Here is a 13913-nt window from a genome sequence, read left to right on the forward strand (position 1 = left end):
GTCAATGCCTAGCTTCATGTGAAAATTAAATTCTAATCACATGAAAAATTTATTCACTTTGTTTGGCTTTATAATTTGGATTTCGCTCCATGGACAAAACGTAAGTTATCCTAACAATGCGGGCAATAACGATAGTGGCGATAAGAACACTGCTATTGGATGGGAATCTGGCTTTAATCTAGACAGTCTAAGTAATCAAAACACTTTCCTTGGATTTTCTTCAGGCTATTACAATACCTCTGGAGAGTCCAATACTTTCCTGGGGCATATGGCTGGGTACAATAACACTACAGGAAAATCCAACCTTTTTGTGGGTAGTGGAAGCGGAGAATCTAATACAACTGGGGATTACAATGTGTATCTGGGTACAAACAGTGGTATTAGCAATCAAGTCGGTGAAGCAAACGTCATCGTTGGGTTTAATGCTGGATTTCATTCCAGCTCGTCCAATTCAGTATTTATGGGGTATCTCACTGGTGTAACCTCAGAGGGCAATGACAACACGTTTATCGGACATGTTAGCGGAAACCTCAATACCACTGGAATCAACAATACTTTTATAGGATCAGAGTCGGGACAGAAAAATACCATTGGAAACGATAATGTATTTATTGGAAAGCGGGCAGGACTACATACTGACAAGAATCAAAATGTGATCATTGGTGCTTCAGCTGGTGAAAACAACACTGCCTCCGGCTCGACATTTATTGGATTTGAAGCAGGTTACACAAATGAATCCGATTTTAACACTTTCGTTGGTAACCGTGCGGGTAGGTTAAATGCATCTGGCAATTCAAATACATTCATTGGCTCCTCATCCGGAGAAAATAATTCAACAGGTGCTAAAAATACTTTTGTCGGTAATTCTGCAGGATTGAATAATGTCCAGGGAGTTGGCAACACCTTCATGGGTGATGCCGCCGGACACAACAGCAAAGAAAGCTGGAATACAATGATTGGTGCGAATGCAGGACTGGATAAGTCCAAAGGCCATAGCAACACTTTTCTTGGTGCCCAGGCAGGTGAGCATAATGAAGACGGAAGCAGTAATACATTTATCGGAGAAGGAGCGGGAGAAAACAATAGAAATGGAATCAACAATACCTATCTGGGAAGGAGAGCTGGAGCCTATGCTACTTCTCATAATGGTATCTTCATTGGTAGTGGCGCGGGACACTATGAAAGGGATGACAATAAACTACATATCTCAACAAGTTCTCGTAAATCATTGATTTATGGAGACTTTCTCGAAGACCATGTGGCTATAGCGGCCATTACTACCCCTGCACAACAAGCTGCTTATACGCTCTTTGTCAATGGAGATGTGTACACAACCGGAACATACCTTCCTTCAGATAAGCGGTATAAGAAAAACATCCAAACCATTGAATCACCGCTTCAATTAGTGAATCAAATTGAAGGGAAATCATATGAATATAAGCAGGACGTGAAAATGGGAGGAAGTGACGAAAAGGCTTCAACAAAAATGCCAGGTGGCCAGCAGGTGGGCTTCATTGCACAGGACTTGAGAAAAATCATGCCCGATGCTGTAAGAGAGGATGGGGAAGGCATGCTTTCAGTGAATTATACGGCGCTTATTCCGGTGTTGGTCGAAGCGGTCAAGGAATTGACTAAGGAGGTTGAACGTCTTGAAAATCAACTATCTGCTTCAAATGACAACTTCGATCAGCTTACATCTGATAAACTGGACTTAGGATTAAATTCTGAAGATTTTGGACTAGAGCAAAACTACCCGAATCCTTCAAGTTCGACTACTTCGATTCGCTACAGTTTACCAAATGATTTTACCGGAAATGCTCGACTGGTAGTATTTGATCTTCAAGGGAAAAAGGTGAAAGAGGTAAGCAACTTAATGAGAAGCAATCAGATCGAACTCACAAAGAGCGAATTGGGTACAGGAATCTTTACGTATGCATTGATCGCCAATGGAGAGGTGATCGCGACGAAAAAAATGCTGATTGAATGACCCGATTTTCTTTACTACTGTCTATAGTAGTTACCTAGTAGTAGCCCCTTGAATCAGTTCAAGGGGCCTTTTTTCTTATTTGAACATTTCGCTCACCACCAGATCTTTCGATCCTGGCGTGTATTTGTAAAAGCCTTCTCCGGTTTTTGCACCCAGGTATCCGGCAGTCACCATATTTACCAGTAGGGGACAAGGTGCATATTTCGGATTGCCAAATCCTTCATAAAGTACGTTCATGATAGAAAGGCAAACATCCAGTCCAATGAAATCTGCCAATTGCAATGGACCCATCGGGTGCGCCATTCCAAGTTTCATTACCGTGTCGATTTCTTCTACGCCGGCAACTCCTTCGTGTAGGGTGATGATTGCTTCATTGATCATGGGCATAAGGATTCGATTAGCTACGAATCCAGGGTAATCGTTTACCTCTACAGGAACCTTCTTCAGATTCTTACTCATTTCCATGATCGTACTGGTAGTCTCATTTGAAGTAGCATATCCACGGATTACCTCAATTAGCTTCATGACCGGAACCGGGTTCATGAAGTGCATACCGATCACTTTATCAGGTCGCTTGGTAGCTGCCGCGATTTTAGTGATAGAAATGGATGAGGTATTGGTTGCCAGGATTGCACCTTCAGGTGCATGAGCATCCATGGTTTCAAAAATCTTCTTTTTGATGTCGAAGTTTTCAGTCGCTGCTTCTACAACCAGGTCAGCATTTTTCACACCTTCTTCCGTAGTAGTGAAGGTTGTGATGTTTTTCAATGCTGCTTCCTTGTCTGCTTCCGAAATCTTTTCCTTTTGGACCATACGATCCAGGTTTTTTGCGATGGTGGCTATCGCTTTTTCAAGTGCCGCTTCATTGATATCTATTAAAGCAACATTGAATCCATTTTGAGCAAACACATGAGCGATACCATTACCCATGGTGCCGCTTCCGATTACTGATATATTTTTCATTTTAATTCTTTGATTTGGTCCTTAAACAGGATGAGGAATAATCTTGTTCTTGATTCTTTAGATTATGTAATACAAAAAAAGACCCTGGACTAAGTCCAGGGCTCAATTAAATCTTAGGCGTTTTTACCTACGCAGTTCAAGTCTTCAAAGGCAATTTTTAATCGCTCCACAAAAGATTTTTCTGCTTCTCTGACCCAAACACGAGGGTCGTATTTTTTCTTGTTTGGTTTATCATCACCTTCCGGATTACCTATCTGTCCTTGCAGGTAACCTTCGTTTGCCTGGTAGTATCCTCTTACGCCATCCCAGTATGCCCACTGCAGATCAGTATCGATGTTCATTTTAATTGCACCGTAAGAAATTGCTTCTCTGATTTCTTCACGTGAAGAACCTGATCCACCGTGAAAAACAAAGTTGACCGGGTTGTGACCGGTATTGTGTTTTTCTTGAATGTGATCCTGAGAGTTCTTAAGGATAATAGGAGTGAGCTTCACGTTTCCTGGTTTGTATACACCATGCACGTTTCCAAATGCTGCTGCTATGGTGAAGTTATCACTGACTTCTTTCAATTTCTCGTAAGCGTAAGCAACTTCTTCCGGCTGGGTATAGAGCATCGAGTTATCCACTTCTGTGTTATCCACTCCATCTTCTTCTCCGCCTGTAACACCTAGTTCTATCTCCAATGTCATGCCCATTTTATCCATGCGCTTGAAGTATTCCACACAGGTTCCAATATTCTCTTCGATAGGCTCCTCAGAAAGGTCTAACATATGTGAAGAGTAAAGCGGCTTACCTGTTTGCTCGAAATGTTTTTCTCCGGCATCCAGTAGTCCATCAATCCATGGAAGTAGTTTTCGGGCTGCATGATCCGTGTGCAGGATAACCGTAACTCCATATGCCTCAGCCATTTGATGTACATGGTGAGCGCCAGCAACACCACCGGCGATTGCAGAAGCCTGACCATCATTTGACAATCCTTTTCCTGCCATAAATGCAGCTCCACCATTAGAAAACTGAATCATCACAGGTGAATTGATATCCCGAGCAGCTTCCAATACCGCATTGACGGTGCTTGAACTGGTAACGTTTACCGCGGGGAGGGCAAAATCATTTTCATTAGCATAGTTGAGAAGGTCTGTGACTTCCTGTCCGGTAAGAACACCAGGTCTGAATTTCATTGTGTAAGGGTTTGAAGGTTATTAACAGAATTTTGTTCCGCAAATATAACTTCTACCTCATGGAATGAAAACGCATGATCACGCTTCGTGGTAAGCCTGCTGAATCGTTTGGGTATCTATCTGTGGATCGGAATCAATAAGCTGAGATTCCTTGTCCCACTTGTAAGCGGCTACAGCGAATAGGATGATCAGGTAAAGTAGTTTGATTAGGATTTTCCACTTCATGACCTTTTGGACACAGCATCGAACCTAAAGGTTTAAAGGGTCTGTAAAAAATGACGGTTTGTGGACGAATAGCCAATATTCTTCGACGAATAAAAAATGGCGCAACTTATTGAAATTGAGTTTATTGACCTTAGAGTTGCGCCATTAGTCCTTGCATTATTATTCGTCGATTTCTTTCTTCATTATCGCATAATAAATAAGGAATCCAATTGCGATGCTTACTGCTTCAATTCCGTATGTCATAGCTTCATCACCATCCAGACCCATTGAGTCAATGATTATTAAACCAAGCCCTCCGCATAGGACAATGATTCCCCATTTTAAAGCACTGTGTCGGTTGTCCTTTTTTGTGAAAAGGTTTGCGCTTTCAGAGTTTACCATGTCTTTATCAATGAGTTTCTTTTTTAGCGAATAATTTGTAAGTGTTGTTACAAAGAGAATCACCGATCCGAAAACGGAGATGATTGCAATAATTGGTATTAAATTTTCCATAATGTATGTAATTTATAGTTTGAACATCTTCTCCCGTTGGACAGGGGAGCGCCGGAGAAATGTTGCACTTTAAAAAAAATATTTTTTCTGAATGCAACATTCTTGTCACTCTCACTGACATATAGGTATCCATGCAAGAAAAAGAACTGGTACGTCAGGTATTGAGTGGAAGCGATTCCGCTATTCGGTTGCTCATTGGCAAGTATGAGCGACTGGTTGTGCATATGGTAGCCAGGGTAGTGTCAGATGATATGGATCGGGAAGAGTTGTGCCAGGATGTTTTTGTAAAAGTGATAGACAAGCTGAGTACATTCCATTTTGATTCTAAACTATCTACCTGGGTAGCGACCATTGCCTACCGCATGGCAGTTAATTTTGCAAAGAAGAAGAAAATGGATCAGGTAGGTTTGGATGAAGTGCAGTTTAAAATAGGAGCCGTTTCTGAGATAACCGAAGAGCAGGATATGAAACGATTCATTCTAAAATTGGTTGATCAATTACCGGTTAATTACAAATCGGTACTGACACTCTTTTACCTAGATGGATTTAGCTATCCGGAGATAGTGGAAGTGACAGGAATGCCGGAAGGAACGGTGAAAAATTATATTCATCGAGCCAGACAGAAACTTAAGAAAATAATAGAAGAACAAGCAAGTAAGGAGGTAGCATTGCTATGAAGAAACAAATAGAAGATTTGATTGATGAGGCACTGAAGGCAGAGCCATCGTTTCAGTTAAGGAAGGATTTCAAGGACAGGGTAGTGCAGGCGATCAAAAGGAAGGAGAAGGCTAGCCAGCGAAGACTTTATCTGTGGATGGCATTGGGAACACTGGTGATATTTGGTTTTGGGTATGCAACCATATCTTACTTTATGCCAACCGTACTGGAGCGTTTCGGAGGTGTGACCAGCATACTGGAACAGATTGTTCCTATAGGGGTTCTTGCCGGAGTACTTATTTTCACCATTCAATACCTTGACAAGAAGCTGGTAAAGGATCGGATGCTTCACATTTGATGGTTAAAGAAACGGCTTATCTACAGGTTCCCAAAGTTCAATTTTGCGACCTTCCGGATCCATAATCCACCCAAACTTGCCGTATTCGTATTCTTCTATTTCACCAACTACCTGCACCCCTTCTTTCTTTAGTGCTTCCAATAGTTCCACCAGGTTTTCCACCCGGTAATTGAACATGTACTCTTTGTCGCTAGGGTTGAAATATTCGGTATCCTTTGAAAATGGCCCCCAGGCTGTGGTACATTCCTTTTCCTTATCCTCGTAATCACGCCACTTGAACAGACCTCCATATTGATCAGATTCGATACCCAGATGGTCGCTATACCACTTTTTCATTTTCTCCGGATCATTGGTCTTGAAGAAGATGCCTCCAATTCCTGTCACTCGCTTTTTCATAAGAAATTGTTGTTTGTGTCAAATAAAGTTGGAAAAACATCCCAGAAAAAATGAAAAACAAAAATCACCCGAAAGGGGGAGGGGCTATTTGCCGTCTTTGCACTTCAAATACATTTCCATCGCTCTTGCGCTTCTGCCTGTGCCATAGTGGCTTCAGCAGCTCTCATTCTCGCAAGCTCTGCTTGCACATCAGCTCTTTCCTTTTCCGCCAATGCTTCTTGCCGCGCCAACTCAACTTCCATTGCTGCTTTCTCTGCTTCATCCGCTTTGATGAATGCATAGGCAAAAAAGAATAGGGTAGTGAAAGCCAGAAAAACGATTACAACGTTCTTTTTCATTAATGTATCATTTAGATGATTTGCAATTTGCTAAAGCTTGCTCGGCTTCTTGAATTGCTCTTTTTGCCTCTGCTGCATTGTCAAGTGCGAGCTGAGCTTGCCTCTCAGCTTCCGCCTGAGCATTTTTAGCTATTTCTCTCTGCGTTTGAGCTTCAGTGGCCGCCTTCTCTGCTTCATCCGCTTTGATAAAAGCAAAGACAAAAAAGAAAAGTGTAGTGAATGCCAGAATAATAATAATGATGTTCTTTTTCATGAATAAGTTATTTTGATTGACAATCCCTTAGTGCTCTTTCTGCTTCCGCTTGTACCATTCGTGCTTCAGCTGCGGCATTCAATGCTTGTTGTTTGAGTTCATCAGCAAGTGTTTGCAACTCATTTACCTGAGCCTGGAGCTCGTATGCTTCATTAGCAAATCTTTCTGCTTCATCTGATTTGATGTAAGCGTGAGCTATTAGGAATAGGGTTGTCATTGATAGAATGATAATGAGTATGTTCTTTTTCATTTTGATTTTATTTTGACCCTTCGCAATCAGCAAGTGCCTGTGCAGCGAGTGCGGCTTGCTCTCGCGCTGCTGCTGCCGCAGCTTCTGCTTCCTTTTGAAGTGCCTCAGATTTTTTCATTAGCCTTACCACTTCGTTTCGTTGCATTTCCGCTTCCATTGCTGCTTTCTCTGCTTCATCCGCTTTAACGAAGGAATAAATTAGAAATGAGATACTGATCAGCCCCAAAAGGCAGAATGTGATGATTTGAGTCGTCTTGTTCATTTGTTTTCTGATGATTAGTCGGTCCAGTAAATATATGAATGCCAATAGCGTGGCAAATAGTGCGGTCAATGGTGATTCAAAGTAGGTAGCAGGGAGTAAAGCAATGACGCCCACCAGTTTTAGGTAGTCCACCCAGTGCCGATCTTCTCGTGCCTGAAATCGCTGGAAGTAGACAAACGCTAGTAAGGCAGCCATCAATGCAGGTATCCAGTTAGGAATGTTTTCATAATACTCGTTTCTCAGGCCGATGGAAATCAGCCACAGAGCAAATGCAATCACTGTTTGCTTACTCCATGGAGAGTGAGGATTGTCCAACACGAAATAATAGATAACAAGAACTCCCAAAAGCATGACCATCAGCGAGTCACTGATATGATCACTAAATATCTTCTGACTTAGAATAAAAAGAGCTGTGAATAGTATCCAAGGAAGACCATATTTGAGCAAGTCTTTCATTTGCAGTAGTGATTAGGTTAAATTTTATTAAAAATACTGGTTTTGGCGCACTCTTTGAACCACTCACAAAAAAACTGCTATTTTTAAAATCAATCTTTTCAATATTGCGTTGAAAGAATACGTCTAAAATTTAAGTACATGAAATGAGCATGATTGAAATCTCATATAAAGTAGATATTCTATCATGCGAATTCCATTTGATTATTATAAATCAATTAAAAGCAAATGAATAAGTTGTTGTTGATAGTTGGGTTTGCACTTCTCACCTCATTCGGAGTTTCTACCGAATACAGTGAAGACATTCAGTTCTTCATTGAAGGGGATACGCTTAAGACACTAGCTCCAAAAGAGGAGCACCCAAGTGAAGCATATGTAATCACCAATCTTTTAAAACGTATCCATTATCGTAAGCTCCCGCTCAATGATTCCATTTCATCAGTCATCTTTGATAACTATTTGGAATCACTCGATCCCAATAAAGCTACTTTCTATGCTTCTGATGTGGAAGGGTTTGAGTCTTACCGCTATAAGCTGGATGACCAGATTCCGGAAGGTGACTTACAATTCGCCTATGATGTATTTGATATATATCGAAAGCGTTCACTGAGCCAGATTGACTATGTTTTCGAATTGCTGCAAACAGAATTCGATTTTTCAAAGGAGGAGCACTATATCTTTGATCGTGAGGATGCCAACTGGCCTCAAACCCAGCAGGAGCGCAACGAGATATGGAGAAAGATCATCAAGAATCAGGCACTCAGCTATAAGCTGGCAGGCAGGGAATGGGATGATATTTCTGAAAGTCTCACAAAAAGATATCAACGCATTCAAAAGGCCATCTATCAATATAATAGCGAGGATGTATTTCAGAGTTACATGAATGCCTACACAAATGCATACGATCCTCACACGGATTACTTTTCTCCGCCGGATGCAGAAAATTTCCAGATAGACATGAGTCTTTCGTTAGAGGGAATTGGCGCACGCCTTATGCAAAATCTGGACTATACCCAGGTGGCTGAAATCATTCCTGGTGGACCGGCCTATAAGAGCAAACAGCTTCACAAAGACGATAAAATTATCGGTGTAGCACAAGGAGACGATGGAGAGTTTATAGATGTGATCGGATGGCGATTGGATGATGTAGTTGCTAAAATACGAGGTGAAAAGGGGACGGTAGTTAGGCTACAAATTCTTAAAGCCAGCGAAGGTGTCAATGCACTCCCAGATACCCTGAGACTTGTTCGGGAGAAAATCAATCTGGAGCAACAGGCTGCTAAATCGGAAATGATCCCGATTACAGAAGGAAATACCACTTACAATTTAGGGGTGATCACTGTACCGAGTTTTTACCTCAACTTCGACGAATTGCGAGATGGGAAAGAAGACTATCGGAGCACGACAAGAGATGTTAAAAAATTGCTCACAGAACTAGAAGCTCAAGGGATGGATGGGTTACTCATCGACCTCCGTTTCAATGGGGGAGGTTCTTTGCAGGAAGCCATCGAAATGAGCGGACTCTTTATACCAGACGGACCCGTCGTTCAGGTACGTAATTATGATCAGTCTGTGGACAAGATGGATGACGAAGATGGTGGGGAGGTGTTTTATGATGGACCGCTAGCCGTTTTGGTGAATAGAGGAAGTGCCTCTGCGTCAGAGATTTTCACAGGAGCAATCCAGGATTATCGCAGAGGGGTGATTATTGGTGAAAGCACGTTCGGTAAAGGAACTGTTCAAAACATCATCGATTTAAGTCGATACATCAGAAACCCAGAATTAAACTTAGGGCAACTAAAAATGACGCTTGCTAAATTCTATCGGGTTACCGGAAGCAGCAATCAACGCGTAGGCATTGCGCCGGATGTACAGTTCCCATCCATTTATTCTCAAGAAGATTTTGGAGAGGCTAGTCGTGAAAATGCGCTTCCGTGGGATGAGATCAGCAGTGCGAAATTTAATCCAACAAATTCTATTTCGGAGGAAATGCTGGATTACCTGAATGCACTTTACCGAGAAGATTTAAACACCGATCCCGACCTGAAAAAATTGGTTCAAGATATTGAGAAGGCGAAGGAAAATAGAAGTAGGAAGTCAGTATCTCTGAATTTGGAGACCAGACGGGCCAATTCCAATAATGATGAAGATGATCTGGCTACCGCTGTAGACAATACTGATGTAGCAGAGAAAGACGAAATCGATGAGAAGTTGAAGAAAGACCCATACCTGAAAGAAGGTTTGAGACTTTTGGCAGCAATGAAGAAATATAAGATCGGCTAGGCAACCATTTCAGGATTTCTTCATCATTATATCAGAACCTAATTATTATAAATACATGAAGAAATCAATTATAGCTACTCTTTTCCTGATAAGTTTTTCAAGTTTGGCCCAAAATACCCTTGCTAAGGCTGAGCTGGAGGCTGAAAATGTTGATGAAGTCCGTATCGAAGGATCATTCGTCGATGTGTATGTCAATTCAGGTGACAAGTTGTACTTCAAAGGGATAATTACTGGTAATGGAGATGAAGGCGATTATCGATTCGAAACGGACATTGTTGGCAAGACACTGGTGATTCGTGTGGATAGAAAAACTAACAGAAGCTGGCGCAACTATCGAATCAACGAATCCCGAATTGACATAACAATTACAGATGGAGTAAAGCTGGATATTGACAATTCGTCAGGCGATGTGAATGTAGCTAATCTTAGAGCTTCAGAATCCCGAATAGAAGCTTCTAGCGGGGATATAACACTAAGAAGCATCATTGCTAATTTGGAAGTTGAAACATCCAGCGGCGATATTGATATTGATGGGTTAACCGGAGATTCTGAGATAGAGTCCACCAGTGGAGATCAGGAAATTTACAATACCAGAGGAAATATCGAAACGAGGGCCAGTTCTGGTGACATCACCGTTTCCGGCTTCAATGGAAAAATTGAAATTCAGGCAACATCAGGAGATGTGGATGTCAGGAAAGGGGTTGGAGCTTTGAAAATTCGAACCTCATCAGGAGAAATTGATGGGTATGGCATTGAGGTGAATGATAACTGCTACTTTGATGCTACTTCGGGAAACATCGAAATAGATTTTGTGAATGATCTGGATGAACTAAGTTTTGATTTGACTGCCACATCTGGCGACCTTGAAGTTGGTAATCGATCCGGCGAGAAACGACTGGTGATTGATCGGGGAGGTATAAAAATAACGGGAACCACCTCCAGTGGTGACCAGGAATATGAATAAAGAAAGACTGGAATTTCCAGCCTTTCTTTTACTGACCAATCTGAAAATTATGCTGTCTCCAATTCCGGAGCAACTGGAAAGTCAATGTCCGTCTCAGCAATGTGGTTTGTGTAATTTGTTATCGTATTAACAGCTATAAAGCCAATTAGCTCAGCTAAAGCAGCTTTATTGTATCCCGCACCAAAGAATTTGTTAATGTACTCCTGATCTGGATTTCCTCTGGTAATGGTCATCTGTTTTGCCAGATCTGATAATGCTTTCAGTTTTTCATCATTGATGTCGCCTATTCGAATTTCTACCGTTTCATCTTCTGAAAGACCTTGCATTTTGCCCACAGTAGTATGAGCGGCCAGGCAATAGTCGCATTCATTAACCTGAGCAACGGATAGCGCTATTGTTTCTACTTCTTTTCCGTTAAATTCTCCATGTGAGAGTGTATTATTTAAGTCTAAAACACCTTTCAGGGCTTTGGATGAGTTGCCGATCGTCGCATAGACATTTGGTACATTTCCCATTTTTGCTTCTAAGCCTTCAAAGATTTCTTTGGTCTCGTCGTTAGCCTGTTCCAGTGTTAAAGGTTCTAGATTTTTCATATTTTGTTCATTTATTGGATATTATATTAAATCGTATCAAATAAACAAGGCAGCCGTCGTGAAGTTCTCTTAATTCAGGGCAAATGGAAAGCAATGTCATACCCTTGACGATCTCACTATTTGTGTGAACTATTCGGAACTTACCGGTAGGGGAAGAAAATCCACTTTTGTTTAATAGCTGTCAAATAGACATTTTTGCCGGTGACGAAATTTTAACCTAACCCAAAAGCACATATGGAAAAGCCATATATTGATTCTAACACCAGCTTACCGGAAATCACCGTAAAGGCAGTTTTTCTAGGAGCAATCTTATCTGTTGTACTTTCAGCTGCTAACGCATATTTTGGTTTGTTTGCAGGACTTACCGTTTCAGCGTCTATTCCAGCAGCAGTTATTTCCATGGCCCTATTGAAGGTCTTTAAAAATTCAAACATCCTCGAAAACAACCTTGTGCAAACAGCTGCTTCAGCTGGAGAATCATTGGCTGCAGGAGTGATCTTCACCATACCTGCCCTTGTGATTATGGGTTATTGGGAAGAGTTTAATTACTTTGAAACAATGGCTATAGCCATGTGTGGTGGTGTGCTGGGTATCTTGTTCACCATTCCGCTCCGAAGAGCCTTGATCGTTGAAGAAAATCTAAAATTCCCTGAAGGCGTTGCAACGGCGGAAGTTCTCAAGACCGGTGAAGAAGGAGGCAAGGCAGTCAAGTACCTTATTTGGGGCTCAGTCATTGGTGGGCTTTTCAAGCTTTCAGATTCTGCACTGAATCTGTGGAGCGGCTTATTTGAACGAGCAACGCTGATCGGTCAAAAATTTTATGGTTATTTCAGCCTTAATCTTTCTCCTGCACTTGTGGCAGTTGGCTACATTGTAGGACTCAATATTGCATTTCTTGTCTTCTTTGGTGGGGTCATTACCTGGTGGATTGCCATGCCAATCTACATTGGTTCTGAAGGATTCGAAGCAGTAGCAGCAGAGCTGGTTGCTTTAGGTAGCTTTAGTAGTGTGAGCGATGTGAATGTAGATAATATGGGAAATGCGCTATGGAGTGCTAAGATGAGATATCTGGGCGTTGGAGCTATGGTAGTAGGTGGATTGTGGGCGCTTTTAAGTCTGGCAGGCTCACTTGGAACGGCATTTAAAGCAGGAATTTCAGCTTTCAAGAAAGGTGGCACTTCTATGAAGGATCAAATCAGAACCGAAATGGATACTCCAATGTCCTGGGTGATTATTGCCATAGGTGTTTTGATCGTTCCAATATTTTTGATCTATCAATCTGCACTTGATGATGTGACGGTAACTACTACGATGACACTCATTATGGTAGTAGCTGGTTTTTTGTTCGCTGCGGTGGCTGGCTATATGGCTGGTCTTGTAGGTAGCTCCAACAACCCTATTTCAGGAGTTACCATTGCAACCATTCTTTTTGCATCTATCCTTCTCCTCACTTTAATGGGTACAGGAAATGAAATGGCGGGTGCAGCAGGTGCTATCTTAATCGGAGCAGTGGTATGTTGTGCAGCAGCTATTGCTGGTGATAACATGCAAGATCTTAAAGCAGGACATATCCTGGGTGCAACTCCATATAAGCAGCAAATCATGCAGGTAGTTGGTGTAGTGGCAGGTGCTCTTGCGATTCCAATCGTACTGAATATACTTTTGATTGGAAATGGTATCGGTGCTCCAACTCCTGAACAGCCTGAAGCATTAGCGGCTCCACAGGCCACATTGATGATGAGTGTCGCACAAGGAATCTTTGGAGGAGGACTCCCATGGAATATTATTTATATCGGCGCGGGTATTGCCGCTGCTATTATTGCGTTTGATCAATACCTTAAATCGAAAGGCTCGAATTTCAGAATGCCTGTACTGGCTGTTGCTGTGGGACTTTATCTACCATTCGAGCTGGACTCCTCCATTTTTGTTGGTGGTGTGCTTGCTTATATGTTAACAAAAGCGACTAAGTCCAACAAAAACGTAGAAAGAGGAAACAATGCTGGATTGCTGCTTGCCTCAGGTTTGATCACCGGAGAGGCATTGATGGGGATCCTTATCGCAGGTCTTACCGTAGGTGTGATGAAGTCCGGAGGTGACCCGAACGCCATGCGCATATTTGAAGATGTTTCCAGCTGGCCTGGCTTAATCATCTTTGGCTTGATCATATACTTCATATATAAAGTGGTGATCAAAGTATCTAAAGAAGAAGATTAGACTGTTCGGAAACGAACGAGAATAGTGTACACCTGGCTTCACTTTAC

Annotated in this window: 16 protein-coding genes; 6 read left to right on the forward strand and 10 right to left on the reverse strand. The window is 41.9% G+C overall.

Annotation, left to right across the window (positions count from 1 at the left end):
* Positions 1-40: 40 nt before the first annotated feature.
* Positions 41-1987 carry a tail fiber domain-containing protein gene (locus ACXAH9_RS14665; RefSeq protein WP_474895606.1) on the forward strand — a complete coding sequence of 649 codons (1947 nt, stop codon included), beginning with the start codon at positions 41-43 and terminating at the stop codon, positions 1985-1987.
* Between the two features lie 75 nt (positions 1988-2062).
* Here the strand turns inward: ACXAH9_RS14665 and ACXAH9_RS14670 are convergent, their stop codons facing one another.
* The 4 genes from ACXAH9_RS14670 to ACXAH9_RS14685 all read right to left on the reverse strand — a co-directional run bounded on the left by ACXAH9_RS14670 (position 2063) and on the right by ACXAH9_RS14685 (position 4845).
* Complete coding sequence (locus tag ACXAH9_RS14670; protein WP_474895607.1) at positions 2063-2950, reverse strand: 3-hydroxybutyryl-CoA dehydrogenase; 888 nt, start codon at positions 2948-2950, stop codon at positions 2063-2065.
* Between the two features lie 113 nt (positions 2951-3063).
* Positions 3064-4128: a class II fructose-bisphosphate aldolase gene (gene fbaA, locus ACXAH9_RS14675; RefSeq protein ID WP_474895608.1), complete on the reverse strand. Its 1065-nt coding sequence runs from the start codon at positions 4126-4128 to the stop codon at positions 3064-3066.
* Positions 4129-4206: 78 nt separating this feature from the next.
* The gene (locus ACXAH9_RS14680; protein WP_474895609.1) at positions 4207-4353 is read right to left on the reverse strand and encodes a hypothetical protein; all 147 of its coding nucleotides are present in this window, start codon (positions 4351-4353) and stop codon (positions 4207-4209) included.
* Positions 4354-4512: 159 nt separating this feature from the next.
* Positions 4513-4845, reverse strand: a complete 333-nt coding sequence (locus tag ACXAH9_RS14685) for a DUF6249 domain-containing protein (RefSeq protein WP_474895610.1) — start codon at positions 4843-4845, stop codon at positions 4513-4515.
* A 131-nt stretch (positions 4846-4976) separates the two neighbouring features.
* On the opposite strand from ACXAH9_RS14685, the gene ACXAH9_RS14690 reads away from it, so the two are divergent.
* Together ACXAH9_RS14690 and ACXAH9_RS14695 are read left to right on the forward strand one after the other, a co-directional pair.
* Positions 4977-5522, forward strand: a complete 546-nt coding sequence (locus tag ACXAH9_RS14690; protein ID WP_474895611.1) for an RNA polymerase sigma factor — start codon at positions 4977-4979, stop codon at positions 5520-5522.
* Positions 5519-5860 (forward strand): hypothetical protein, encoded by a 342-nt coding sequence (locus ACXAH9_RS14695; RefSeq protein ID WP_474895612.1) that lies wholly within the window; start codon positions 5519-5521, stop codon positions 5858-5860. The genes ACXAH9_RS14690 and ACXAH9_RS14695 overlap by 4 nt, the downstream gene beginning before the upstream one ends.
* A 3-nt stretch (positions 5861-5863) precedes the next feature.
* Here the strand turns inward: ACXAH9_RS14695 and ACXAH9_RS14700 are convergent, their stop codons facing one another.
* The 5 genes from ACXAH9_RS14700 to ACXAH9_RS14720 form a co-directional block, all read right to left on the reverse strand.
* Entirely contained in the window at positions 5864-6256 is a 393-nt protein-coding gene (locus ACXAH9_RS14700; RefSeq protein WP_474895613.1) for a VOC family protein, read from the reverse strand.
* Positions 6257-6360: 104 nt separating this feature from the next.
* Positions 6361-6594, reverse strand: coding sequence for a hypothetical protein (locus ACXAH9_RS14705; protein ID WP_474895614.1), 234 nt, complete (start codon positions 6592-6594; stop codon positions 6361-6363).
* Positions 6595-6601: 7 nt separating this feature from the next.
* Positions 6602-6847, reverse strand: coding sequence for a hypothetical protein (locus ACXAH9_RS14710; protein WP_474895615.1), 246 nt, complete (start codon positions 6845-6847; stop codon positions 6602-6604).
* A 7-nt stretch (positions 6848-6854) separates the two neighbouring features.
* Entirely contained in the window at positions 6855-7097 is a 243-nt protein-coding gene (locus tag ACXAH9_RS14715; RefSeq protein ID WP_474895616.1) for a hypothetical protein, read from the reverse strand.
* Positions 7098-7104: 7 nt separating this feature from the next.
* Complete coding sequence (locus ACXAH9_RS14720; protein ID WP_474895617.1) at positions 7105-7815, reverse strand: hypothetical protein; 711 nt, start codon at positions 7813-7815, stop codon at positions 7105-7107.
* Positions 7816-8040: 225 nt separating this feature from the next.
* Between ACXAH9_RS14720 and ACXAH9_RS14725 the strand changes: the two genes are divergently transcribed.
* Entirely contained in the window at positions 8041-10095 is a 2055-nt protein-coding gene (locus tag ACXAH9_RS14725; RefSeq protein WP_474895618.1) for a carboxy terminal-processing peptidase, read from the forward strand.
* Positions 10096-10150: 55 nt separating this feature from the next.
* Entirely contained in the window at positions 10151-11059 is a 909-nt protein-coding gene (locus ACXAH9_RS14730) for a DUF4097 family beta strand repeat-containing protein (protein WP_474895619.1), read from the forward strand.
* A gap of 47 nt (positions 11060-11106) precedes the next feature.
* On the opposite strand, the gene ACXAH9_RS14735 is transcribed toward ACXAH9_RS14730, so the two are convergent.
* On the reverse strand, positions 11107-11652 hold the full coding sequence (locus ACXAH9_RS14735) for a carboxymuconolactone decarboxylase family protein (RefSeq protein WP_474895620.1): 546 nt from the start codon (positions 11650-11652) through the stop codon (positions 11107-11109).
* Positions 11653-11886: 234 nt separating this feature from the next.
* On the opposite strand from ACXAH9_RS14735, the gene ACXAH9_RS14740 reads away from it, so the two are divergent.
* A complete protein-coding gene (locus ACXAH9_RS14740; RefSeq protein ID WP_474895621.1) occupies positions 11887-13866 on the forward strand; it encodes an OPT family oligopeptide transporter in 1980 nt (659 codons plus the stop codon).
* Positions 13867-13913: the final 47 nt, after the last annotated feature.

The organism is Ekhidna sp. ABH4_415 (assembly GCF_056161305.1).